The 23,003-nt window shown below is 71.3% G+C and carries 27 protein-coding genes; 21 read left to right on the top strand and 6 right to left on the bottom strand.

Features of this window, described 5'->3' with window-relative positions; genetic code table 11:
• The first annotated feature begins 2 nt into the window (after positions 1 to 2).
• The 4 genes from leuD (at position 3) to TU31_RS04735 (ending at position 2,114) form a co-directional block, all read left to right on the top strand.
• On the top strand, positions 3 to 596 hold the full coding sequence (gene leuD, locus TU31_RS04720) for a 3-isopropylmalate dehydratase small subunit (protein WP_042149250.1): 594 nt from the start codon (positions 3 to 5) through the stop codon (positions 594 to 596).
• A 136-nt stretch (positions 597 to 732) separates the two neighbouring features.
• The gene (locus tag TU31_RS04725) at positions 733 to 978 is read left to right on the top strand and encodes an SCO5555 family protein (protein ID WP_042149253.1); all 246 of its coding nucleotides are present in this window, start codon (positions 733 to 735) and stop codon (positions 976 to 978) included.
• Positions 979 to 1,103: 125 nt separating this feature from the next.
• Entirely contained in the window at positions 1,104 to 1,754 is a 651-nt protein-coding gene (locus TU31_RS04730) for an HU family DNA-binding protein (protein ID WP_042149256.1), read from the top strand.
• 156 nt (positions 1,755 to 1,910) lie between these two features.
• The gene (locus TU31_RS04735) at positions 1,911 to 2,114 is read left to right on the top strand and encodes a hypothetical protein (protein ID WP_042149258.1); all 204 of its coding nucleotides are present in this window, start codon (positions 1,911 to 1,913) and stop codon (positions 2,112 to 2,114) included.
• Here TU31_RS04735 and cofC read toward each other — a convergent pair.
• Positions 2,095 to 2,817, bottom strand: coding sequence for a 2-phospho-L-lactate guanylyltransferase (gene cofC, locus TU31_RS04740; protein WP_042149262.1), 723 nt, complete (start codon positions 2,815 to 2,817; stop codon positions 2,095 to 2,097). The two genes, TU31_RS04735 and cofC, sit on opposite strands and share 20 nt — an antisense overlap.
• Positions 2,818 to 2,949: 132 nt before the next feature.
• Between cofC and TU31_RS04745 the strand changes: the two genes are divergently transcribed.
• The 3 genes from TU31_RS04745 to TU31_RS04755 all read left to right on the top strand — a co-directional run bounded on the left by TU31_RS04745 (position 2,950) and on the right by TU31_RS04755 (position 6,089).
• Positions 2,950 to 3,825: a lysophospholipid acyltransferase family protein gene (locus TU31_RS04745; RefSeq protein WP_042149264.1), complete on the top strand. Its 876-nt coding sequence runs from the start codon at positions 2,950 to 2,952 to the stop codon at positions 3,823 to 3,825.
• Positions 3,822 to 4,823 carry an NAD(P)H-dependent glycerol-3-phosphate dehydrogenase gene (locus TU31_RS04750; protein ID WP_042149267.1) on the top strand — a complete coding sequence of 334 codons (1,002 nt, stop codon included), beginning with the start codon at positions 3,822 to 3,824 and terminating at the stop codon, positions 4,821 to 4,823. The genes TU31_RS04745 and TU31_RS04750 overlap by 4 nt, the downstream gene beginning before the upstream one ends.
• Before the next feature lie 129 nt (positions 4,824 to 4,952).
• Entirely contained in the window at positions 4,953 to 6,089 is a 1,137-nt protein-coding gene (locus TU31_RS04755) for a D-alanine--D-alanine ligase family protein (RefSeq protein WP_042149270.1), read from the top strand.
• A 75-nt stretch (positions 6,090 to 6,164) separates the two neighbouring features.
• On the opposite strand, the gene TU31_RS04760 is transcribed toward TU31_RS04755, so the two are convergent.
• Positions 6,165 to 6,644 (bottom strand): DUF3515 domain-containing protein, encoded by a 480-nt coding sequence (locus TU31_RS04760; protein WP_078885537.1) that lies wholly within the window; start codon positions 6,642 to 6,644, stop codon positions 6,165 to 6,167.
• A gap of 20 nt (positions 6,645 to 6,664) precedes the next feature.
• On the bottom strand, positions 6,665 to 6,898 hold the full coding sequence (locus TU31_RS04765) for an Lrp/AsnC ligand binding domain-containing protein (protein ID WP_042149276.1): 234 nt from the start codon (positions 6,896 to 6,898) through the stop codon (positions 6,665 to 6,667).
• A 158-nt stretch (positions 6,899 to 7,056) separates the two neighbouring features.
• On the opposite strand from TU31_RS04765, the gene TU31_RS04770 reads away from it, so the two are divergent.
• Together TU31_RS04770 and thiD are read left to right on the top strand one after the other, a co-directional pair.
• Entirely contained in the window at positions 7,057 to 8,025 is a 969-nt protein-coding gene (locus tag TU31_RS04770; protein ID WP_042149279.1) for a thiamine-phosphate kinase, read from the top strand.
• Positions 8,026 to 8,098: 73 nt separating this feature from the next.
• Positions 8,099 to 8,914 carry a bifunctional hydroxymethylpyrimidine kinase/phosphomethylpyrimidine kinase gene (gene thiD, locus TU31_RS04775; protein ID WP_042149281.1) on the top strand — a complete coding sequence of 272 codons (816 nt, stop codon included), beginning with the start codon at positions 8,099 to 8,101 and terminating at the stop codon, positions 8,912 to 8,914.
• 132 nt (positions 8,915 to 9,046) lie between these two features.
• Here the strand turns inward: thiD and rpmB are convergent, their stop codons facing one another.
• The gene (gene rpmB / locus TU31_RS04780; protein WP_006602870.1) at positions 9,047 to 9,232 is read right to left on the bottom strand and encodes a 50S ribosomal protein L28; all 186 of its coding nucleotides are present in this window, start codon (positions 9,230 to 9,232) and stop codon (positions 9,047 to 9,049) included.
• Between the two features lie 215 nt (positions 9,233 to 9,447).
• Here rpmB and TU31_RS04785 point away from each other — a divergent pair, with 215 nt between their 5' ends.
• From TU31_RS04785 to mutM, 9 genes are all read left to right on the top strand, one after another.
• The gene (locus tag TU31_RS04785; protein ID WP_042149994.1) at positions 9,448 to 11,115 is read left to right on the top strand and encodes a DAK2 domain-containing protein; all 1,668 of its coding nucleotides are present in this window, start codon (positions 9,448 to 9,450) and stop codon (positions 11,113 to 11,115) included.
• Positions 11,116 to 11,172: 57 nt separating this feature from the next.
• On the top strand, positions 11,173 to 14,214 hold the full coding sequence (locus TU31_RS04790) for a helicase-related protein (protein ID WP_042149283.1): 3,042 nt from the start codon (positions 11,173 to 11,175) through the stop codon (positions 14,212 to 14,214).
• Positions 14,215 to 14,409: 195 nt separating this feature from the next.
• Positions 14,410 to 15,009 carry a 16S rRNA (guanine(966)-N(2))-methyltransferase RsmD gene (gene rsmD / locus TU31_RS04795; RefSeq protein ID WP_042149284.1) on the top strand — a complete coding sequence of 200 codons (600 nt, stop codon included), beginning with the start codon at positions 14,410 to 14,412 and terminating at the stop codon, positions 15,007 to 15,009.
• Complete coding sequence (coaD, locus tag TU31_RS04800; protein WP_042149286.1) at positions 15,006 to 15,518, top strand: pantetheine-phosphate adenylyltransferase; 513 nt, start codon at positions 15,006 to 15,008, stop codon at positions 15,516 to 15,518. Before rsmD ends, coaD begins: the two co-directional genes overlap by 4 nt.
• A gap of 131 nt (positions 15,519 to 15,649) precedes the next feature.
• On the top strand, positions 15,650 to 16,789 hold the full coding sequence (locus TU31_RS04805; protein WP_042149289.1) for a F0F1 ATP synthase subunit B: 1,140 nt from the start codon (positions 15,650 to 15,652) through the stop codon (positions 16,787 to 16,789).
• Positions 16,790 to 16,918: 129 nt separating this feature from the next.
• Positions 16,919 to 17,587 (top strand): YceD family protein, encoded by a 669-nt coding sequence (locus tag TU31_RS04810; protein ID WP_042149293.1) that lies wholly within the window; start codon positions 16,919 to 16,921, stop codon positions 17,585 to 17,587.
• Positions 17,588 to 17,589: 2 nt separating this feature from the next.
• Positions 17,590 to 17,763: a 50S ribosomal protein L32 gene (gene rpmF, locus TU31_RS04815; RefSeq protein WP_003951102.1), complete on the top strand. Its 174-nt coding sequence runs from the start codon at positions 17,590 to 17,592 to the stop codon at positions 17,761 to 17,763.
• Between the two features lie 19 nt (positions 17,764 to 17,782).
• A complete protein-coding gene (gene rnc, locus TU31_RS04820) occupies positions 17,783 to 18,664 on the top strand; it encodes a ribonuclease III (protein WP_042149308.1) in 882 nt (293 codons plus the stop codon).
• 93 nt (positions 18,665 to 18,757) lie between these two features.
• On the top strand, positions 18,758 to 19,684 hold the full coding sequence (mutM, locus tag TU31_RS04825) for a bifunctional DNA-formamidopyrimidine glycosylase/DNA-(apurinic or apyrimidinic site) lyase (protein ID WP_042149311.1): 927 nt from the start codon (positions 18,758 to 18,760) through the stop codon (positions 19,682 to 19,684).
• A 27-nt stretch (positions 19,685 to 19,711) separates the two neighbouring features.
• Here the strand turns inward: mutM and TU31_RS04830 are convergent, their stop codons facing one another.
• The gene (locus TU31_RS04830; protein WP_042149314.1) at positions 19,712 to 20,137 is read right to left on the bottom strand and encodes a winged helix-turn-helix transcriptional regulator; all 426 of its coding nucleotides are present in this window, start codon (positions 20,135 to 20,137) and stop codon (positions 19,712 to 19,714) included.
• Positions 20,138 to 20,291: 154 nt separating this feature from the next.
• Here TU31_RS04830 and TU31_RS04835 point away from each other — a divergent pair, with 154 nt between their 5' ends.
• Positions 20,292 to 20,882, top strand: coding sequence for a flavodoxin family protein (locus TU31_RS04835; RefSeq protein WP_181018545.1), 591 nt, complete (start codon positions 20,292 to 20,294; stop codon positions 20,880 to 20,882).
• 118 nt (positions 20,883 to 21,000) lie between these two features.
• On the opposite strand, the gene TU31_RS04840 is transcribed toward TU31_RS04835, so the two are convergent.
• The gene (locus tag TU31_RS04840) at positions 21,001 to 21,924 is read right to left on the bottom strand and encodes a CAP domain-containing protein (protein ID WP_042149321.1); all 924 of its coding nucleotides are present in this window, start codon (positions 21,922 to 21,924) and stop codon (positions 21,001 to 21,003) included.
• Positions 21,925 to 22,101: 177 nt separating this feature from the next.
• On the opposite strand from TU31_RS04840, the gene TU31_RS04845 reads away from it, so the two are divergent.
• Positions 22,102 to 22,383 carry an acylphosphatase gene (locus TU31_RS04845; protein ID WP_042149323.1) on the top strand — a complete coding sequence of 94 codons (282 nt, stop codon included), beginning with the start codon at positions 22,102 to 22,104 and terminating at the stop codon, positions 22,381 to 22,383.
• 382 nt (positions 22,384 to 22,765) lie between these two features.
• Positions 22,766 to 22,969 (top strand): hypothetical protein, encoded by a 204-nt coding sequence (locus TU31_RS04850; RefSeq protein WP_006602857.1) that lies wholly within the window; start codon positions 22,766 to 22,768, stop codon positions 22,967 to 22,969.
• Positions 22,970 to 23,003: the final 34 nt, after the last annotated feature.

Genomic DNA, 23,003 nt, shown 5'->3' on the forward strand with positions numbered 1-23,003 from the left:
CCATGGAAGCTTTCACCACCCACACCGGCCGGGCCGTCCCGCTGCGCCGCAGCAACGTCGACACCGACCAGATCATCCCGGCCCACTGGCTGAAGAAGGTCACCCGCGACGGCTTCGAGGACGGGCTGTTCGAGGCCTGGCGCAAGGACCCGCAGTTCGTCCTCAACCAGGAGCAGTACAAGGGCGCCACGGTGCTGGTCGCCGGCCCCGACTTCGGTACCGGCTCCTCGCGTGAGCACGCCGTCTGGGCGCTGCAGAACTACGGCTTCAAGGCCGTCATCTCCTCGCGGTTCGCGGACATCTTCCGTGGCAACTCCCTCAAGAACGGGCTGCTGACGGTGGTGCTGCCGCAGGAGACCGTCGACCGGCTCCAGACGCTGCTGGAGCGCGACCCGGCCGCCGAGGTGACGGTCGACCTGGTCGGCAGGCAGGTGCGCGCCGAGGGCGTCACCGCCGACTTCGAGCTGGACGAGAACGCCCGTTGGCGCCTGCTGGAGGGGCTGGACGACATCAGCCTCACCCTTCGGGAGGAGTCGTCCATCGTGGATTACGAGGCGAACCGGCCGTCGTTCAAGCCGCGTACCATCGAGGTCTGACCTCGGGTTTTATGGCTCAAAGCTATATTGCGTACGATGCGCCCCCTGTGCAGTTGGCAGGGGGCGCATCGTCGTGTCGAGGCGGCTGTTGAGGCCCCGTGAAGCGACAACTCGCCGCAGATGGCACAATTAGCGCATGGAACGCGACGACCAACTCGAGCTCTACGGTCTCGTCGCCGACCGGCTCAAGGACGCACATACAAGAGTGCGGACACTGCAAGTCCCGGAGGGCGTACGGATGGCGCTGACCCGGAAGCTGCTCGTCATCACGGCCGCGGCTAAACACGATCTTGCGGACGCGGCAAGGCGTCTGGAGTGCTTCATGGCTGACCTCGACGAAGGTCGTTATCCCGAAGATGTGCACGCCGACGGAAGTCCGTGAAGGTCGAGTTCGTTGCGGCACAAGGGTGATTAGCCCGTTTCGTGTTTGATTTGCGGTATATATCTGCCTAACGTGCGAAAAAGCTTGGAAACTTTCGTTCCAGCAATGTCTCCGAAGGGGAAGACGTGAACAAGGCGCAGCTCGTAGAAGCCATTGCCGACAAGCTCGGCGGCCGCCAGAACGCCGCGGACGCGGTGGACGCCGTACTGGACGCAATCGTCCGTTCAGTTGTCTCCGGCGACCGTGTTTCGGTCACCGGATTCGGCTCGTTCGAGAAGGTTGACCGCCCGGCCCGCTACGCCCGCAACCCGCAGACGGGTGAGCGCGTGCGGGTCAAGAAGACCTCGGTGCCGCGCTTCCGCGCCGGTCAGGGCTTCAAGGACCTGGTGAGCGGCTCGAAGAAGCTCCCCAAGGGTGGCGAGGTCTCCGTCAAGAAGGCGCCCAAGGGCAGCCTCACCGGCGGTGCCGCCATCAAGAAGGCTGCCGCGAAGAAGGCCACCGCCAAGAAGGCCGCCGCCAAGAAGACGACGGCGAAGAAGGCAGCGGCGAAGAAGACCACCGCGGCGAAGAAGACCACGGCGAAGAAGACGACGGCGAAGAAGGCTCCCGCCACGAAGGCCGCCGCCAAGAAGACCACGGCGAAGAAGACCACCGCGAAGAAGGCGACGGCGAAGAAGACCGCCCCCGCGAAGAAGGCGACGGCGAAGAAGGCCCCCGCGAAGAAGGCCACGGCACGCAAGACCACCGCCAAGAAGACCACCGCCCGCAAGCGGTAATTCGGCAGCGGCGACGCCACGCGTGGGGCCGGTCTCCCTTCGGGGAGCCCGGCCCGCGGTGCGTCCGGCGCCGGCCGGCCGGCGGCCGCAGGACCTCTCCCGCCGCCGTACGGGCGGCCGAAGGGGCCCGGGACCTCCTCGTCTAGGCTCTCTCCCATGCAGGCCACCGCGTATACGTACGACTCCGAGACCCGCTCCGGCAGTGTGCTGCTGGATGACGGCACCCCGCTGCCCTTCGACGCGGCGGCCTTCGACGCCGGCGGCCTGTTGCTGCTGCGGCCCGGTCAGCGGGTCCGCATCGAGCTCACCGGCGAAGGGGACGACCGCAGGATCGTCCTGATCACGCTCCAGACGCTGTGACCTGCGGCGGCGGCAGCCGCTTCGACCCCTCCGGCGCGGCCGCCCCCGCCACGAGCCGCGGCGCCTGGAGCGCCGTGTGCGGGCCCACGCCCAGCGCCAGCGCGGCCAGCAGATCCTCGCCGGTGTCCACGTCCCGGCGTACCGACGGCGCCTTCGGCCCGGTGATCTCCCGCGCTCCCGACGCCAGGTGACGGGCCCGCGACGCGCCTCCGAATGCCGGTTCCAATTCCCGCCCGGAAGTCGCGGTCAGAAGTGTTGTCCCGATATCCGCCGCATCCGCGAGAAATGCGCGGGGAAATTGCGAAGCGGAATGGAGCACCAGTTCCAGCTCGGCGGGGCGCAGCGCGGGCAGATCGGCGTTCAGCGCGGCGACCGGCGCGCCCGGACGACGCGCCCGGACGACGCCCGCTCCATGGGCCAGCGCCGCGTTGAGCCCGCGGGCCGGTGTGTCGGGCACGATCCGTGCTCCCAGCGCCGCCAGCCGCTCAGCGGCCAGCCGGTCGTCCGTGACAACCGCCACATCCCGGACGTTCTCGCAGGCCAGCGCCGCTGTCACGGTGTCCAGGGCGAACGCCAGGGCCAGCCGGGGCCGGAACTCCTCGCCCGCGGCCCGGGAGAGCCTGCTCTTGGCCCGCACCAGCGGCTTCAGCGGCACCACCAGGCTCCAGCCCACATCCGCTCCGTCTCGTCGCATCGGCGTCATTCTCACCTGCCGCCGCCGCTCTCCGGGAGCGTCGGGGTTACGGTGTCCTCGACATAGCGGGTACCTGGGGCGACACTTGTGCGGCTGCCGGCCCGCAGCAGCTTCGCAGGTCCCCACAAGGAGGGTGTCCCAGTGTCCCGCCGCAGAATCGGCTTCTGGTACCGCTTGGCCGCGGTCATCTGCAAACCGCCGCTCCTGGTTCTGTTCAAGCGGGACTGGCAGGGAATGGAGCACATTCCGGCCGACGGTGGATTTATCACCGCGGTCAACCACAACTCGTATCTCGATCCGCTCTCCTATGCGCACTATCAGTACAACACCGGGCGGGTCCCCCGATTCCTCGCCAAGGCCGGACTCTTCAAGAGCGGCTTTGTCGGCCTGATGATGCGCGGCACCGGACAGATCCCCGTCTACCGGGAAACCACCGACGCCGCCAACGCGTTCCGCGCCGCCGTCACCGCCATCGAGAAGGGCGAATGCGTCGCCTTCTACCCCGAGGGCACCCTCACCCGCGACCCCGACCTGTGGCCCATGCAGGGCAAGACGGGTGCCGCGCGGGTGGCGCTGCTGACGAAGGCGCCGGTCATTCCCGTCGCGCAGTGGGGCGCCAACGACGCGATGCCGCCGTACGCCAAGGAGAAGAAGCTCCGGCTCCTCCCGCGCAAGACGCTGCGGGTGCAGGCGGGACCGCCGGTCGACCTGAGCGCCTTCTACGACCGGGAACCGACCGCCGAGGTGCTGCGGGCCGCCACCGACGTCATCATGACCGCGATCACCGAGCAGCTGGCCGTCGTCCGCGGTGAGCCCGCGCCGGCCGAACCCTACGACTGGCGCAAGGCGATCGCCCGGGAGCGCCGCGCCGCCCGGGAGGCCGCCAAGGCCACCCAGGGCGCCCAGGGCGCCGGAACGGCCCGAACCCCCGCCGAACCGGCCGCCGCCACCGAACCGGCCGTCGGCCCGCAGCAGGCCCGAAGCACCCAGCAGGCACAGGAGGATGAAAGCAAGTGACGCGCTGCGCCGTCTACGGCACGGGGTCCTGGGGCACCGCCTTCGCGATGGTGCTCGCCGACGCGGGATGTGAGGTGACCCTGTGGGGGCGCCGCGCGGCCCTGGTCGACGCCATCAACAGCGGCCGTACGAACCCCGACTACCTGCCGGGGGTCGAGCTGCCCGCGTCCGTACGTGCCACCACCGACCCGGCGGAAGCGGCGCGCGGCGCGGAGTTCGCTGTGCTGGCCGTCCCCGCCCAGACGCTGCGCGGCAACCTCGCCGAATGGGCGCCCCTGCTGCCCGCCGACACGGTCCTGGTCTCCCTGATGAAGGGCGTCGAACTGGGCACGGCCAAGCGCATGAGTGAGGTCATCGAGGAGGTCGCCAAGGTGCCCGCGGAGCGGGTCGCGGTGCTCACCGGCCCCAACCTCGCCAAGGAGGTCGCCGCCCGGCAGCCCGCCACCGCGGTCGTGGCCTGCGCCGACGAGGCGGTCGCCCGGCGCTTCCAGGCCGCCTGCCACACCTCGTACTTCCGCCCGTACACCAACACCGACGTGGTGGGCTGTGAACTGGGCGGCGCGGTCAAGAACGTCATCGCGCTCGCCGTCGGCATCGCCACCGGGATGGGCCTGGGCGACAACGCCAAGGCGTCCCTGATCACCCGCGGTCTCGCCGAGACCACCCGGCTCGGCCTCGCCATGGGAGCCGACGCGCACACCTTCGCCGGCCTGGCCGGTATGGGCGACCTGGTCGCCACCTGCTCCTCGCCGCTGTCGCGCAACAACACCTTCGGCACCAACCTCGGCCGGGGGATGACGCTCCAGGAGACCATCGCGGTCACCAAGCAGACCGCCGAGGGCGTCAAGTCCTGCGAATCCGTGCTGGATCTGGCTCGCAGGCACGGTGTCGACATGCCGCTCACCGAGACGGTCGTGGAGATCGTCCACGAGGGCAAGCCGCCGATGGTCGCCCTCAAGGACCTGATGTCGCGCAGCGCCAAGTCCGAGCGGCACTGAAACGGCACGGAATGCGGCGGTCCGGCGCAGTTCGCCCGGGGACCGTCACCCACGGTGCCCGGGCGCGACGCCACCAACGGCCGCCGCAGCACTGACTCCGTGCCGGTCAGCAGGTACCCTCAACCCGATATGAGCAGCGAGACCTCCCACCACAAGCCCCGCGTCGCCGTCGTGTTCGGCGGCCGCAGCTCCGAGCACGCGATCTCCGTGCTCACGGCCGGCGCCGTGCTGCGCGCCATCGACCGCGAGAAGTACGACGTGCTGCCCATCGGCATCACCACGGACGGCCGCTGGGCGCTGACCGCCGACGACCCCGAGCGGATGGCCATCGCGGACCGGCAGCTGCCCACCGTGGCGGCGCTCACCGAGTCCGCCGAGGGCGCCGTGGTGCTCCCCGTCGACCCGACCAACCGCGAGGTCGTCTACAGCGAGCCGGGCTCGGTGCCCAAGGCGCTCGGCGAGGTCGACGTCGTCTTCCCCGTCCTGCACGGCCCCTACGGGGAGGACGGCACCCTCCAGGGTCTGCTGGAGCTCTCCGGGGTGCCCTACGTCGGTTCGGGCGTGCTCGCCTCCGCCGTCGGCCAGGACAAGGACTACATGAAGCGGGTGTTCACCTCCTTCGGGCTGCCGGTCGGCCCGTACGAGGTCATCCGCCCCCGGGAGTGGGAGAAGGACCCGGCGGCCGCCCGCCGGAAGATCGTGGACTTCGCCGCGGAGCACGGCTGGCCGCTCTTCGTGAAGCCCGCGCGGGCCGGCTCATCCATGGGCATCACCAAGGTCGACGACCTCGGCGGCCTGGACGAGGCGATCGAGGAGGCCCGCCGGCACGACCCCAAGATCCTGGTGGAGTCGCTGCTGCGCGGCCGCGAGATCGAGTGCGGGGTGCTGGAGTTCGAGGACGGCCCGCGGGCCAGCGTGCCGGCCGAGATCCCGCCGGTCACCGCGCACGACTTCTACGACTTCGAGGCCAAGTACATCGACTCGGCCGACGGGATCGTGCCGGCGCCGCTGACCGCCGAGCAGACCGCGAAGGTCCAGGAACTGGCGGTCGCGGCCTTCGACGCGGCGTCCTGCGAGGGCCTGGTGCGCGCGGACTTCTTCCTCCAGGACAACGGCGAGTTCGTGATCAACGAGATCAACACGCTGCCCGGATTCACGCCCATCTCGATGTACCCGCGGATGTGGCAGGAGAGCGGAGTGAGCTACCCGGAGCTGATCGACCGGCTGCTCCAGGCCGCGCTGCACCGCTCCACGGGGCTGCGCTGAGCCAGGCCGGTTCCCGGGGCCGGTCCAGGCCTGCCCCGGCGCCGGACGCTCACACCCCCTGGGGGGTGTCTCCCCCTAGACCCCTACGGGAACGGTCTTCTTCACGGCGCCCGCGAGGTCGGTGAGCGCATCGACCTCGGGGGCGTACTTCCCGGGCACGGTCACCTCGACATAGGCCTTGCGCAGCACGGTCGTGAAGCGATACCCGTCGTCCTGCTTCTCGAAGAGCCATCTGACCCCGTTGACTTCCGCCGCGTCGGCGTAGGGGTTGTAATGTTCACTCCCGTGCGTCAGGACGTCGGGCTTCGGTACCCCGCAGCGCAGTTTCACGGCAGGATCGCCCCACATGGCAGTGAAGTCGGAGACCGGCTCGGCGGTGGCCCGCTTCAGCCCGTCCACGGTCTGCGGCAACTTCTCGTGGAGCGCCGTGCAGTACCGCGCAGCCGCACCCTTGGGGGAGGGGACGGCCACGTCCTCGGAAGGGGAACAGCTCACCGCGGCGAACAGCACGGTGAGCGCGGGCAGGGCCAGGTGCCGACGGCGCGCAGAGATCACCCGGCCGAGGATACGGGGAGCTAGAGATGCACGACCGGGCAGGTAAGGGTGCGGGTGATGCCTTCCACTTGCTGGACCTTCGCGACCACCATGCGGCCCAGCTCGTCGACGGTGCCGGCCTCGGCGCGCACGATGACGTCATAGGGCCCGGTCACGTCCTCGGCCTGAAGCACGCCTTGGATCTTGGAGATCACCTCAGCTACCGCCGAGGCCTTGCCGACCTCGGTCTGGATCAGGATGTAGGCCTGTACCACGGAACCTCCAGGGCGGCTACGAGGATCATGTGGGAAGAAGGGACGCCACGGTACCGCGTCACCGTGCGGAGCGGGGAGACCCGCGCGGTGAACTCGGCAAGTGCGGCACAGTCGTCAGCCACGTACGGACCGTCCGTACACATGGGAAGGGCAACAGCATGAAGGGCACCGTGGGCGAGCTGGGGGAGTTCGGGCTGATCAGGGAGCTCACCTCCCGGCTCACCTCCACTCCGGCCGTAAGGATCGGGCCGGGTGACGACGCCGCGGTGGTCACCGCGCCGGACCGGAGGGTGGTCGCCAGCACCGACATCCTCCTGGAAGGCCGGCACTTCAGGCGCGACTGGTCCACCGCCTACGACGTCGGCCGCAAGGCCGCCGCGCAGAACCTCGCCGACATCGCGGCGATGGGCGCGGTGCCCACCGCGATCCTGCTCGGCCTGGTCGTCCCCGCGGACCTCCCCGCGACCTGGCCGACCGAGCTGATGGACGGGCTGCGCGACGAATGCCAGGTGGCGGGCGCCGCGGTGGTGGGCGGGGACGTCGTACGTGGCGAGACCATCACCGTCGCCATCACCGCGCTCGGCGATCTGCGCAACCAGGAGCCGGTCACCCGGGCCGGTGCCCAGCCCGGTGACGTGGTCGCGGTGACCGGCTGGCTCGGCTGGTCCGCCGCCGGGCACGCCGTCCTCTCCCGCGGTTTCCGCTCGCCGCGCGCCTTCGTGGAGGCCCACCGCCGTCCCGAGCCGCCGTACCACGCGGGCCCGGCGGCGGCCGGACTCGGCGCCACCGCCATGACGGACGTCAGCGACGGGCTGGTCGCCGACCTCGGGCACATCGCCGAGGCCAGCAAGGTCCGGATCGATCTGCGGTCCGCGGGCATCGACATCCCCACGCAGATGTCCGACATCGGCACCGCCGTCGGCGTGGACCCGATGCAGTGGGTGCTCAACGGCGGTGAAGATCACGCGATCGTGGCCACCTTCCCGCCCGACGTGAAGCTGCCCGCCCGGTGGAAGGTCATCGGCGAGGTGCTCCACCCCTCCGCGCTGCCCCAGGTGACGGTGGACGGCGCCCCGTGGGTGAAGGCCGGCTGGGACCACTTCGGTGACAACGGGGACGCCGACTAGTTCGTGCGGGATACGGGCGGCCCGATCCGGGCGCCCGCAGGACCGCGGGGTGCCGCCGAGTAGATTCGGCGGTATGCACATACCTCCACGCGTCCTGACCGTCGCCGGCTCCGACTCCGGCGGCGGCGCGGGCATCCAGGCCGACCTGAAGACGATGCTGGCGCTCGGCACCCACGGCATGAGCGTGGTCACCGCCGTCACCGCGCAGAACTCCCTGGGCGTGCAGGGCGCGTGGGAGCTGCCCGCCGAGGCCGTACGGGCCCAGTTCCGCAGCGTCGTCGACGACATCGGCGTGCAGGCGGTGAAGACCGGAATGCTCTCCTCGGCCGAACTCGTGGAAACCGTCGCCGAACTGCTCGCCGACCTGCGGGTCCCGGTCGTCATCGACCCCGTAGGGGTCTCCAAGCACGGCGATGCGCTGCTCGCCGACAGTGCGCTGGACGCGGTCCGCGGCGCCCTGCTGCCGACGGCCACCGTCGCCACCCCCAACCTGGACGAGGTCGCCCAGCTGACCGGTCTACGGGTCGAGGGGGAGGCCGACATGCGGCGGGCGGCCGCCGCGATCCTGGACTTCGGACCGCGCTGGGCGCTCATCAAGGGCGGCCATCTGACGGCCGGCGACGGCTCCGGCGACAGCGCCGTCGATCTGCTCACCGACGGCACCGAGGAGCACTGGCTGCGCGCGCCCCGGCACGACAACCGGCACACCCACGGCACCGGCTGCACCCTCGCCAGCGCGCTGGCCGCGCAGCTCGCCAAGGGGGACACCGTCCCGCAGGCCGCCATGGCGGCGAAGGACTACGTCACCGGCGCCCTCGCGGCCGGCTTCCGGCTCGGCGCGGGCATCGGTCCCGTCGACCACGGCTGGCGCCTGCGCGGCGCGCACTGACCGGGCTCCCGGCGGTGGCGGCGGCCGGCCGCCGCCGTGATCGCGCCCGTCCCCGGGAACGGCAAAAGCCGGCCCACCCGAAGGTGGACCGGCTTCACAAGCAACCGGCTGGGCTGCGCTACGGCTTAGACGTCAGCGCGAGACCTTGCCGGCCTTGATGCACGAGGTGCAGGCGTTCAGCTTCTTCGGCGTGCGCCCGATCACTGCACGCACCGTCTGGATGTTGGGGTTCCAACGACGGTTGGTGCGGCGATGCGAGTGCGAGACACTCTTGCCGAAGCCCGGCCCCTTGCCGCAGACGTCGCAGTTGGCAGCCACGGGTCACTCCAAAGACTTCAGATGCACTTACGGTGAAATCCCGACGAGCCGAGTGCATTGCCCGACCGGCACCGTCAGGAGAGGAATGGCCCGATTCTCATCGGGCAACCGGAGCAGCATACAACGACCGCTCCCGTAGAACGAAACTATCACGCACCCCCCGGCCCCCCGCCCCGGCCGCCCTGTCGGAGCGCGGCTACTGTGCGGTGCATCCCGTGACCCAGGAGGACGACGTGCCGTACCCGCTCGACGCCGCCGCGGTCCGCTCCTGGTGCGGGCTGGCTCTGGAGGCGCTCGGCCGGGAACGCGAGCGGATCGACGCCATCAACGTCTACCCGGTGGCCGACGGCGACACCGGCACCAACCTCTATCTGACGCTCGAATCGGCCGCCCGCGCGGTCGAGGCCGCCTTCGACGGGCACACCTCGGCCGGCACCGCACCCTGCCTCGCCGACGCCATCGGCGCCATGGCCCATGGGGCGCTCATCGGGGCGCGGGGCAACTCCGGCACGATCGTGGCGCAGCTGCTGCGCGGGATGACGGAGGTGCTGGCGGCCGGCGACGGTTCGGCCGACGCGCTGCGGCAGGCGCTGCGCCGGGCCGCGGCATCGACGTACGAGGCCGTCGCCCACCCCGTGGAGGGCACCGTCCTGACGGTCGCGACCGCCGCCGCCGAGGCCGCGGAGCGGGCCGCCGGGGAGGCCGGGGCCGAAGCCGCCGAGGTCGCCCGCGCCGCCCACGAGGGCGCCCGCATCGCGCTCCAGGCCACCCCGGGGCAGCTCGCGGTCCTCGGCCGGGCCGGTGTGGTGGACGCCGGCGGCTGCGGCCTGGTGGCGCTGCTGGGGGCGCTCGCCGACGCGCTGTCCGGGGAGGTCTCGGCGACCCCGGTCGCCGTACGGGCCGACGCGCCGCTCCCCGAGGCGGCCGGCTGCGAGGTGGCGGCCCGGGTGGCCACGGACGGCCGCGGCGACCCGGAGGGGCCCGCCTTCGAAGTGATCTACCTGCTGGAGGCCGAGGACGCGGCGGTCGCGCGGCTGCGGACCCGCCTCGACGGGCTCGGCGACTCCCTGGTGGTGGTCGGCGGCGACGGCCTGTGGAACGTCCATGTCCATGTCGACGACGCGGGCGCCGCTGTGGAGGCCGGCATCGAGGCGGGCCGTCCGTACCGGGTCCGCATCACGCACTTCGGCGGCGTCACCCGCGCCAAGGAGCCCGCCATGACGGCGCGCGCCGTGGTCGCGGTGGTACCGGGCGCCGGGCTCGCCGGACTCTGTGCGGAGGCCGGCGCGACGCCGGTCGCCGTACGCCCCGGGGAGCCTCCCGCCAGCGGCGAACTGGTGCAGGCGATCCGGCAGGCGCACGCCCGCGAGGTGATGCTGCTGCCGAACGACGCCGACCTGCGGCACACCGCGGCGGCCGCCGCCGAGCAGGCCCGCACCGAAGGCGTACGGGTCGCGCTCATCCCCACCCGCTCCGCCGTCCAGGGCATCGCGGCGCTGGCCGTGCACGAACCGGGACGCAGCTTCGACGAGGACGTGGTCGCGATGACCGCGGCCGCCGGCGCCACCCGCTACGCCGAGCTGGCCATCGCCGAGCGGCAGTCGTGGACGATGGCCGGTGTCTGCCAGGCCGGGGACGTGCTCGGCCTGATCGACGGCGATGTCGTGGTGATCGGCTCCGACCTCACCCGCATCGCGACGGCCGTGCTCGACCGGATGCTGTCCGCGGGCGGCGAGATGGTCACCCTGGTCCTCGGCGCGGACGCGCCCGACGGGCTCGCCGAGCGGCTGGAGCGGCATGTCCGCGCGCGCCATCTCGCCGTGGACACGGTCGTCTACGACGGCGGCCAGCACGCGGCGCCGCTGCTCATCGGCGTGGAGTGAGCGCACCGGACCGGTGAGTGAACCGCGATTGTCACAGGCGTGGTGTGCAATGGATGCGTGGCAGCGCTCGACGAACCCCTGAAGAAAATCCTCGGTGGCACCACCGCGAAGGTGCTGGCCGAGCATCTCGACCTGCATACGGTCGGCGACCTGTTGCACCACTATCCGCGCCGCTATGCGGAGCGCGGCGAACTGACCCGCCTCGCCGACCTCCCGCTGGACGAGCACGTCACGGTCGTCGCGCAGGTCGCGGACGCCCGGGTGCTGAAATTCAACGGCGGCCGGGGCCAGCGCCTCGAAGTGACGCTCACCGACGGCAGCGGCCGGCTCCGGCTGGTCTTCTTCGGCAAGGGCATTCACAAGCCCCACAAGGACCTGCTCCCGGGGCGCCGCGCGATGTTCGCCGGCAAGGTGTCGGTCTTCCACCACAAACTCCAGCTCGCCCACCCGGAATACGAGCTCCTCGACCGCACGGCCGACGACGGCGCCGACGCGGTCAGCGCCTTCGCCAACCAGCTCATGCCGATCTACCCGGCCTGCCAGCAGATGGCGTCCTGGAAGATCGCCAAGGCGGTCGACGCGGTGCTGCCCAGTGCGCAGGACGCCGTCGACCCGCTGCCGGAGGCGCTGCGCGACGGCCGGGCGCTCGTCCCGCTCACCGAGGCGCTGCTGAAGATCCACCGGCCGGCCACCAAGGCCGATATCGCCGATGCGCGGTCCCGGCTGAAGTGGGACGAGGCGTTCGTCCTCCAGGTCGCGCTGGCCCGGCGCCGCCGCGCCGAGACCCAACTCCCCGCCGTGGCAAGGCGGTTGGTCAAGGACGGCCTCCTCGACGCGTTCGACGCCAAGCTGCCCTTCACGCTCACCGACGGCCAGCAGAAGGTCAGCCGGGAGATCTTCGACGACCTGGCGACCGAGCACCCCATGCACCGTCTCCTCCAGGGCGAGGTGGGCTCAGGCAAGGCGCAGCCCCTGGACGCCCTGGTACTGACGCCGCGCGGCTTCCGGCCCATGGGGGAGATGTCCGTCGGCACCGAAGTGGTGGTGCCCAGCGGCGACCTCGCCGTGGTGGACGGCGTCTTCCCGCAGGGGGAGCGGGAGGTGTGGCGCCTGGTGCTGTCCGACGGGAGCACCGTCGAGTGCGACGACGAGCATCTGTGGATCGTCGGCGCCCGCGGTACGGGGGAGCGGGTGCTGACGACCCGCGCACTGCGCGGCGATCTGCTGGGCGCCGACGGCCGGCCCCGGTGGTCCATCGCGCCGGCGGCCCCGGTGGATCTGGACGGTGGTGAGGCCCGGCCGCTCGACCCCTACGAGGTGGGCAGGGCGCTCGGCGACGGCGGCGCCCGCCCGGCGGACCGGGTCCCGGACGCCTACCGCAACGCCCCCCTCAAGGACCGGCTGGCCGTGGTGCAGGGCCTGATGGACGCCGGTGGGCAGCCCGCGGGGGGCGCCGCGGTGTACCGCGCGGCGGCCGCTCCCCTGGCCGGTGACCTCGCCTGGCTGGTGCGTTCCCTGGGCGGCCGTGCCCGGCTCGGCCCCGTACGGGACGGCGCGTACGACGTCTTGGTGGCGCTGCCGGACGCGTATCCGCTCTTCCGCGACCGGGCCCCCGAGCGTGCGGTGCCGGGCGCGTCCGACGGACACCCGGAGGACGGCGCCGGCTTCCGCCGCACCATCGAGGCCATCGAGTACGTCGGCCGCAAACCCGTCCAGTGCATCAGCGTCGCGCACCCCGACCACGCCTATGTGACCGACCACTTCACCGTCACGCACAACACCATGGTCGCGCTGCGCGCCATGCTCGGCGTGGTCGACAGCGGCGGCCAGGCCGCGATGCTGGCGCCGACCGAGGTCCTGGCCCAGCAGCACCACCGCTCGATCACCGAGATGATGGGGGAGCTGGCCGAGGGCGGGATGCTCGGCGGCGCGGAGCGCGGCACCAAGGTGGTGCTGCTGACCGGCTCCATGGGCGCCGCCGCCCGCCGCCAGGCGCTGCTCGATCTGGTCACCGGCGAGGCCGGGATCGTCGTCGGCACCCATGCCCTGATCGAGGACAAGGTGCAGTTCCACGACCTGGGGCTGGTCGTCGTCGACGAACAGCACCGCTTCGGTGTCGAGCAGCGGGACGCCCTGCGCGGCAAGGGCAAACAGCCACCGCATCTGCTGGTGATGACGGCGACCCCGATTCCGCGCACGGTCGCCATGACCGTCTTCGGCGATCTGGAGACCTCCGTCCTGGACCAGCTCCCCGCCGGACGCTCACCGATCGCCAGCCATGTGGTGCCCGCCAAGGACAAGCCGCATTTCCTGGCGCGCGCCTGGGAGCGGGTCCGCGAAGAGGTGGCGGCCGGGCACCAGGGCTATGTGGTCTGCCCCCGGATCGGCGACGAGGAGGACACGCCCAAGGGAGCGAAGAAGGGCGCGTCCGGCTCCAAGGGCGCGGCGGCCAAGGCGAGTTCACCGGAGGACGTGGCGGAGAAGCGGCCGCCGCTCGCGGTGCTCGACATCGCCGACCAGCTCACCACGGGCCCGCTCGACGGCCTGCGGGTGGCGGTGCTGCACGGCCGGATGGCGCCGGACGACAAGGACGACGTGATGCGCCGGTTCGCGGCCGGTGAGCTGGATGTGCTGGTCGCGACGACCGTCATCGAGGTCGGCGTGAACGTCCCGAACGCCACCGCCATGGTGATCATGGACGCGGACCGCTTCGGCGTCTCCCAGCTGCACCAGCTGCGCGGCCGGGTCGGCCGTGGCGCGGCCCCCGGCCTGTGCCTGCTGGTCAGCGAGATGCCCGAGGCCAGCCCGGCCCGCGCCCGGCTCGCCGCCGTGGCCGGCACCCTCGACGGCTTCGAACTCTCCCGTATCGACCTGGAACAGCGCCGTGAGGGCGATGTCCTCGGCCAGGCACAGTCCGGCGTCCGCTCCTCGCTGCGGATGCTCGCGGTCATCGACGACGAGGAAGTGATCGCGGCCGCCCGCGACGAGGCCACCGAACTCGTCGCCGCCGACCCCGAGCTGGCCGGATATCCGGAGCTGCGGATCGCCCTGTCCGCCCTGCTGGACGACGAACGGGAGCAGTATCTGGACAAGGGATGAGCGCCGCCGCGGCGACGGGAGAGGCCCGGCGGACGGGCCCGGCGGCCCGCCGCAGGTGAGATCGGTCACCGCCCGCCGCGCTCCCCGGAGGCTCCGGCCGGGCATCGGCCGTCGGCTGACGGAATATCGTGGAGGTGCGGAGCCTGCCCGGCTCCCCCTCAGTAGACCCACCACGCGCAACGTAAGGACGGGCCCATGACCCGCGTGATCGCCGGTACGGCCGGCGGCCGCCGCCTGGCCGTACCACCGGGAAACGGCACCCGCCCCACCTCCGACCGGGCGCGCGAGGGCATGTTCTCCACCTGGGAGTCGCTCGACGGGCCACTGGCCGGTGCCCGGGTGCTCGATCTGTACGGCGGGTCCGGCGCGGTCGGCCTGGAGGCGCTCTCGCGCGGCGCCGCGCACGTCCTGCTGGTGGAGGCCGATGCCCGCGCCGTGCGCACGATCCGGGACAACGTCCGTACGGTCGGCCTCCCCGGCGTCGAGGTCCGGGCCGGCAAGGCCGAGCAGACCGCCGCGGCACCGCCCCCGGGCGAGCCGTACGACATCGTCTTCCTGGACCCGCCCTACGTGGTCACCGACGCCGAACTCTGCGAGATCCTGCTCACACTCCGTGGTCAGGGCTGGTTTGCGGAGCAGGCACTCGTCACCGTGGAACGCAGCACCAGAGGCGGCACATTCCCATGGCCGGACGGATTTGAAGCGATTAAGGCCCGTCGCTACGGCGAAGGGACGCTTTGGTACGGTCGCGCCGCTTCGACGTCCGCCGAATCGACGTCAGCAAGCGTGTCATGACCGGATCGGAGAGCGAGGAGACCGAGTTGCGCCGCGCCGTCTGTCCGGGGTCGTTCGACCCCATCACCAACGGGCACCTGGACATCATCGCCCGTGCCTCCAAGCTGTACGACGTGGTCCATGTCGCCGTGATGATCAACCAGTCCAAGCAGGGGCTGTTCACGGTCGACGAGCGGATCGACCTGATCCGCCGGGCCACCGCCGAGTACGGCAACGTGGAGGTCGAGGCCTTCCACGGCCTGCTCGTCGACTTCTGCAAGCAGCGTGACATCCCCGCGATCGTCAAGGGGCTGCGGGCCGTCAGCGACTTCGACTACGAGCTCCAGATGGCCCAGATGAACAACGGCCTGTCCGGTGTGGAGACGCTCTTCGTCCCCACCAACCCGACCTACAGCTTCCTCTCCTCCAGCCTCGTGAAGGAGGTCGCCGCCTGGGGCGGCGATGTCTCCCACCTGGTCCCGCCGTTCGTCCTCGAAGCCCTCACCGAGCGCCTGCGGAAGAAGGGCTGAGCCGCGCCCCCGGCGCACCGCGCGCGATGCCGGACTGACGGCGCGTCGGCCGGTGTCGGGCGGAGGGCCGGTGGACGTACAGTCGTCCCGTTCCCGTCGTTCAAAACCCTTCAGAGAGTGGCGAGTCCAAGGTGGACGTGCAGAAGAAGCTCGACGACATCGTCGCGACCGTCGGCGGTGCCCGGTCCATGCCCATGTCGGCCTCGTGCGTGGTCAACCGCGCCGAGCTCCTCGCCATGCTGGAAGAGGTGCGCGCGGCGCTGCCGGGCTCCCTCGCACAGGCGCAGGAGCTGCTCGGCGGGCGGGAGCAGATGGTCGAGCAGGCGCGGGCGGAAGCTGAGCGGATCATCGAGACCGCGCACGCCCAGCGCGGCTCGCTGATCTCCGACACCGAGGTCGCCCGGCAGTCCCAGGAGGAGGCGGACCGGATCCTGGCGGAGGCCCGCCGGGAGGCGGAGGAGATCCGCGCCGAGGCCGACGACTACGTCGACAGCAAGCTCGCCAACTTCGAGGTCGTGCTCACCAAGACCATCGGTTCCGTCGACCGCGGCCGCGAGAAGCTGCTCGGCCGTGGCCCGGGGCTCGACGAGCAGGGTTACGAGGACACCGAGGCCCCGGAGCGCAGCGGCGACCCGGAGACCCTCAGGCAGCGCGCCGACGCCTATGTGGACGCCAAGTTCGGGGCGTTCCAGGCCGTGCTGACCAAGACGCTGGAGGCCGTCGGCCGGGGCCGCGACAAGCTCCAGGGCGCCCGCGCGATCGATGAGCTGGCCGTCCATCTGGCGGCGCAGGGCGATCCGCAGTCCGCCCATCCGCAGGCCGACGCCGACTACCTGGCCGGCCTGGCGGACATCGGCGCCGAGCAGCCCCCGCAGCCGCCCCAGGCGCCGCCGATGCCCCAGACACAACCCCAGCAGCAGCCCCAGGAGCATCAGCAGCCCCTCCAGCCCCAGCTTCAGCAGCAGGGCTACTACACCGACCCCGCGGCCTACCCGCAGCAGCAGGACGTCTACGGCTATCAGCAGCCGCAGCAGGCGGCGTACGCCCAGGACCCCCAGCAGCAGAATGCGTATGGCTACGACTGGCAACAGCAGGCCCAGCAGCAGGGCTACGACCCGCAGGCGTACCTCCAGCAGCAGGTGCCCCAGCAGCCCCAGCACGCCCCGCACGGCCACGCCGCCCAGCCGGGCGCGCTGGACGAGACCAGCCTCTTCGACACCAGCATGATCGACCTGGACCAGCTCCGGGCGTACGAGGAGGGGCGCCAGTAGGCGCTGCCGCCCGCGGGGCCGGGGGGACGGCCGGTAGCGGATTGGGCCTATCGGGGCCCGTCCAGTATCCTGGCTCTTCGGTCGCGCGTATGTCCGCGATCTCTGCTGCCCGAATCCCGCATCGCTGGAATGCGGGCGGCGCGTAAACCCCGTAGAAAGCAGGAAGCCATCAACGCCCGCCTCGACCACCGTTCCCCTCTCGTGTTCGACACACGCGAGCTGGGGCGGCGTCCCGGTGCGCTCAAGAGGGTCTCCCGCTCCGTCGAGGCTCCCCGGGACCTCGGCAATGAGGTCATCGGCGTGCCCGAGGGCGCACCGATCGAGCTCGGCCTCCGCCTGGAGTCGGTCATGGACGGGGTGCTTGTCACAGGCACCGGCCGTGCAACCGTCAAGGGGGAGTGCGTAAGGTGTCTGGAGCCGCTGGAGCGAGAGCTCGACGCGGACTTCCAGGAGATGTTCGCCTACCCCGACGCCGATGCCCGGGTCCATGAGGACGCCGGCGACGACGCCGAGGACGAGGAGGACACCCTCTTCCTCGAGGACGACCTGTTCGACCTCGAACCCGTGCTGCGAGACGCGGTGGTGCTTGCACTGCCGATGCAGCCGGTGTGCCAGGACGACTGCCCGGGCCTGTGCTCCGACTGCGGAGTGCGGCTGGCGGACGACCCGGACCACCACCACGACGCCGTCGACATCCGTTGGGCGGCACTGCAGGGACTCGCCGGGACCGTCAAGGACGGCGAGAAGGACAACATGGGCGGCGCCGAAGCGGGCGTCGACGAGAAGCAGGAGAAGTAGCCGTGGCTGTTCCGAAGCGGAAGATGTCGCGCAGCAACACGCGCCACCGCCGGTCGCAGTGGAAGGCTGCGGTCCCCACCCTGGTGGCGTGCGAGCGCTGCCACGAGCCGAAGCAGCAGCACATCGCGTGCCCGAGCTGCGGCACCTACAACAAGCGCCAGGTCCTCGAGGTCTGAGCGGCTGGTGACAGGCTCCATGTCAGACGCCAATTCGACTTCCCGCAAACGCGGGGATGAACCGACTCCGGCGGACACAGCCTCGTCGCACACGCTTCTGGAAGGGCGGCTCGGGTATCAGCTCGAGTCCGCCCTTCTGGTGCGTGCGCTGACGCACCGCTCGTACGCATACGAGAACGGCGGTCTGCCCACCAACGAGCGGCTCGAATTCCTCGGGGATTCGGTGCTCGGCCTGGTGGTCACGGACACGCTGTACCGGATCCACCCCGATCTCCCGGAAGGCCAGCTGGCCAAGCTCCGGGCCGCGGTGGTCAACTCGCGTGCGCTCGCCGAGGTGGGCCGCGGCCTCGACCTCGGTGCCTTCATCCGCCTCGGACGGGGCGAAGAGGGTACGGGCGGCCGGGACAAGGCCTCCATCCTCGCCGACACCCTTGAAGCGGTGATCGGCGCCGTCTATCTCGACCAGGGTCTTGACGCGGCCGGCGAGCTGGTGCACCGGCTCTTCGATCCGCTGATCGAGAAGTCCTCCAGCCTGGGCGCGGGCCTGGACTGGAAGACCAGCCTCCAGGAACTCACCGCGACCGAAGGCCTCGGCGTTCCGGAGTACCTGGTCACCGAGACCGGCCCCGATCACGAGAAGACCTTTACTGCTGCCGCCCGCGTCGGTGGTGTCTCGTACGGCACCGGCACCGGCCGCAGCAAGAAGGAAGCCGAGCAGCAGGCGGCCGAGTCCGCGTGGCGTGCGATTCGCGCCGCGGCGGACGAGGCGGCCAAGGCGGCCTCCGCAGGCGACGGTGCGCCGCCGGCCTCCGGTGCGGGCACCGGCTCCACCGGAGCGGCTGCCGCCGCGCAGCCTCCTTCGGCTCCGGCCGCCGGCGACGGTTCGTCGTCGGCACACTGAAGCACTGATTCTGACCCCGTCCGGGGCGACCGCGTGTCGCTCCGGACGGGGTCAGAGGTCTTTCACCCCACCGTCGTTCCCAAGGAGCCCTTCGTGCCCGAGCTGCCCGAGGTCGAGGTCGTACGCCGCGGACTGGAGCGCTGGGTCAGCGGCCGCACGATCGACGCCGTCGAGGTGCGGCATCCGCGTGCGATCCGCCGGCACACGGCCGGGGCGGCCGACTTCGCGGCCCGGCTCAAGGGGCTGCGCCTCGGGACGGCGCGCCGGCGCGGCAAGTACCTCTGGCTGCCGGTGACCGGTGGCGGCCCGGCCGCCCAGACCGCGGCGGAGGGCATCCCCCCGATGGTCACGCCCTCCGTCACCCACGGGCTGGCGATCCTGGCCCACCTCGGCATGAGCGGCCAGTTGCTGGTCCAGCCGCAGGACGCCGCCGACGAGAAGCACCTGCGGATCCGGGTCCGCTTCGCCGACGAGCTGGCCACCGAGCTCCGCTTCGTCGACCAGCGCACCTTCGGCGGCCTCTCGCTGCACGACACCGTCCCCGGCGACGCCGACCTGCTGCCCGACGTCATCGCCCATATCGCCCGGGACCCGCTCGATCCGGCCTTCGACGACGCCGCCTTCCACGACGCGCTGCGCCGCCGCCGGACCACCGTCAAGCGCGCGCTGCTCGACCAGACGCTGATCAGCGGCGTCGGCAACATCTACGCGGACGAGGCGCTGTGGCGCAGCAAGCTCCACTACGAGCGGCCGACCGCCACCTTCACCCGGCCGCGCACCGCCGAGCTGCTCGGCCACGTACGGGACGTGATGAACGCCGCGCTCGCCGTCGGCGGCACCAGCTTCGACAGCCTCTACGTCAACGTCAACGGTGAGTCCGGCTACTTCGAGCGCTCGCTGGACGCCTACGGCCGCGAGGACGAGCCCTGCCGCCGCTGCGGTACGCCGATCCGCCGCCGCCCCTGGATGAACCGTTCCAGCTACTTCTGCCCCCGCTGCCAGCGGCCGCCGCGCGCCTGAGCGCCGGCCAGCGGCCCGTGCGTCGGCTCAGCCGGCGGGGCGCTGGGCGTCGTACTGCTCGCGGGCCTGCATGACCTGCGGCATCCGGTCCTCCACCAGGTCGATCAGCATCCGCAGCTGACGGGCGACCTGGTCGCCCAGCGGCGTCAGCGCGTAATCGACCCGGGGCGGGTTGGTGTGCTGCGCGGTGCGGTGCACGAGTCCGTCCCGCTCCAGCGCGTGCAGGGTCTGGGCCAGCATTTTCTCGCTCACCCCGGCCACCCGGCGGCGCAGTTCGTTGAAGCGGAAGGTGCCGTCGAGCAGGGCGCCGAGGGTCAGGCTGCCCCATCGGTCGGTGATGTGCCGGAGCGCGTCGCGGGACGGGCAGTCGCGCGCGAAGACGTTGTAGGCCAGGTCGTCCGTACGGCCGGGGGTGGGCTCCCCGTCCGTCTCGCCGGTGGTTTCGGTCGCCATGGGGACACCCTACCCCTGCGCAGCGCTAACCAACGGGTTGCGCTTTCTAAAAGTTAGTGCTTTTCTTTTCCTCGTCGCAGCCCGACGTTCCCGGGTGCCGGCCGTCCCGGCATGCCGTGACCCCTGAGGAGAAACCACCGTGACCACGCCCGCTCTGCCCGCCCCCGTCGTCTCGCTCGCCTACCACTCCGGCTTCGGCCACACCGCCGTACTGGCCGAGGCCGTCCGGAGCGCCGCCGCCGAGGCCGGCGCCACCGTTCACCTGATCAAGGTCGACGAGATCACCGAAGCCCAGTGGGCGCAGCTCGACGCCTCCGACGCGATCGTCTTCGGCTCGCCGACGTACATGGGGACGGCCTCCGGCGCCTTCCACACCTTCGCCGAGGCGAGCGCCAAGCGCTGGGCCACCCGCGCCTGGCAGGACAAGCTCGCCGCCGGCTTCACCAACTCCGCCTCCAAGAGCGGCGACAAGCTGCACACCCTCCAGTTCTTCACGGTGCTCGCCGCCCAGCACGGGATGAACTGGGTCAGCCTCAACCTGCTCCCCGGCTGGAACTCCTCCACCGCGTCCGAGAACGACCTGAACCGGCTGGGCTTCTTCCTGGGCGCCGCCGCCCAGTCCCCCAACGACCAGGGGGCCGAGGGCGTCCACAAGGCCGATATCGCCACCGCCGAGCACCTCGGACGGCGGATCGCCGAGCAGGCCCGCATCGTCGTCGCGGGCCGCGCGGCACTCGCCGCCTGACCGGCACAGCACCGGCCGCAGGCCCGGTAAGCGAAACACCCGCGCCGCCCCGTGATCGCACACGGGGCGGCGCGGGCGTACGTCCGGCCACGGCGGTGTCACCGCGGGGCGGCCTGCCTCAGAAGCCGAAATCCTGGGTCCACCACGGGCCGCCGGACCCGAAGTGGGCGCCGACGCCGAGGGTCTTGTACTCGCAGTTGAGGATGTTGGCGCGGTGGCCGGGGCTGTTCATCCAGGAGTCCATGACGGACTGGGCGTTGGCCTGGCCGCGGGCTATGTTCTCGCCGCCGAGGTCGTCGATGCCCGCGTCCTCGGCACGGTCCCAGGGCGTGTCGCCGTCCGGGTCCGTGTGGCCGAAGAAGCCCCGCCGGGCCATGTCGTCACTGAAATCCTGGGCGAGACCGGCCAGTTCCTTGTCCGCCGTCACGGGCGCGCAGCCGGCCTGGGCGCGCTCCTGATTGACCAGCGACAGGACCTGGGCCTCCGCGGACGACTGGGCGTCGGGGGTCTTCGACGCCGCCACGGTGCGCTCGGGCGCCGTGGGGTCGGGCCGTTCGGCGGGCTCGGCGGACCGGTGCGAACCGGTCGCCCCGGTGGGCGATTTGGACGGCTGGTGCGGGGCGGGGGACACCGGGCGGGTGGCACTGCGGGAGGGGCGCCCGCTCTCGGGGGCCTCGGTACGGGCTCCGCCGCGGCTCACCTCCTGGGTGGCGCGGTCGGTCGGCGAGGCCGTGACGCCGCCCATCGCCTCGGTGGCCTCCGGCAGCGCACCGGCCCGCACCCGGTCGCCCTGCTCGCCGTCCGCACCCCCGTCGAACTGGCCGTGGCCGGGGACCAGTCCGGAGGCGACCGCCACGGCTCCCATCGCCACCACCGCGGAGGCACCGAGCAGTCCGGTGCGGACGGGGGTCCTCCCGCTCCCGCGCGCCGCACGGTGTCCGCGGTGCCGCGTCGCGCCGGGCCGTTCCGCCGCCAGGGCGTCAACAGGCCCCGCACCGGCGGAGTCGGGAGCAGGGGGAGCAGAACGTCGATGGCGGCCCATCCGCTGTCTTCCTTCCACCGGTGCGAGCGCCGGCTCCACTGGAGCGGCTGCGCCGCACAGCTTTCCTGGCGTCAAGATGACTCACCCATAAGAGTGAGCCTCGCTGTCGGGGGACTGTACGCCATGGCGTAAGAGGCAGAAGTGACCACTGAGCAATTGGCCGGTTAACGTGCACACATGAATGAAGCTGTCCGAGTGACCGCCTGGGTGCGTGGTCAGGTCCAGGGCGTCGGGTTCCGCTGGTTCACCCGGGCCAACGCCCTTCGCATCGGCGAACTCGCGGGATTTGCCGTCAATCTGGGTGACGGCCGCGTCCAGGTGGTCGCCGAAGGCTCGAAGGAGCGCTGCGATCAGCTGCTCGACTGGCTCCGCACCGGAGACACGCCCGGGCGGGTCGACGGAGTCACTGAGATCTGGGACACGCCCCGCGGCGGTTACGACGGCTTCGAGATCCGCTGATCCGGCCCGCCGGAACCGTCCGTACGGCCGTCATGAGCGATCTCGCGGATGCGTCTTTGTGAGCTGCTTACGGGAGATAAGGCCTGGTGGTTGCCAACTCGGCCGACCCGTGCAAGGCTGCCGCTGTACGGATGATCTCCACGCCCCGGCGGGACCTTTCTGGGGAGTCGGCGCAGTGCCTTCACGGCCGCGCACTCTCAGGTGCCCGAGGATACGGGGTGTGATCGTGTTGACCGTCAAACCGTTTGGTGAGACTCTGGAATCCCCGCGCACCTTAGCTGTTTGGCATTGAGTACACCAGAGAATGACAAGCACCGCGGGTGCGAATCCCTCACGACCCACACCGCTTCGGTCGGTCACTCATTGTGGAGGACCATCCATCATGGCAAAGGCGCTTCTCGGTTACGTCGGCGGCTCCGACCCCCGAGTCCTCTCCGAGATGCGACGGCTTCAGCAGCGCGTCCAAGACCTTGAATCCGAACTTATTCGGATGCAGGCCGAAAACGACATGCTGTCCGCTGCCGCACGTCGCGACGACTCGATGCTCGACATCGACGTACCCCAGGCGGAGCCCGCGCTCACCTGACCCCGACCCCAGGGCCGGTAGGGCTGCTCGCCAG

The organism is Streptomyces lydicamycinicus, from assembly GCF_000829715.2.
In the GTDB taxonomy this organism is placed as follows: domain Bacteria; phylum Actinomycetota; class Actinomycetes; order Streptomycetales; family Streptomycetaceae; genus Streptomyces; species Streptomyces lydicamycinicus.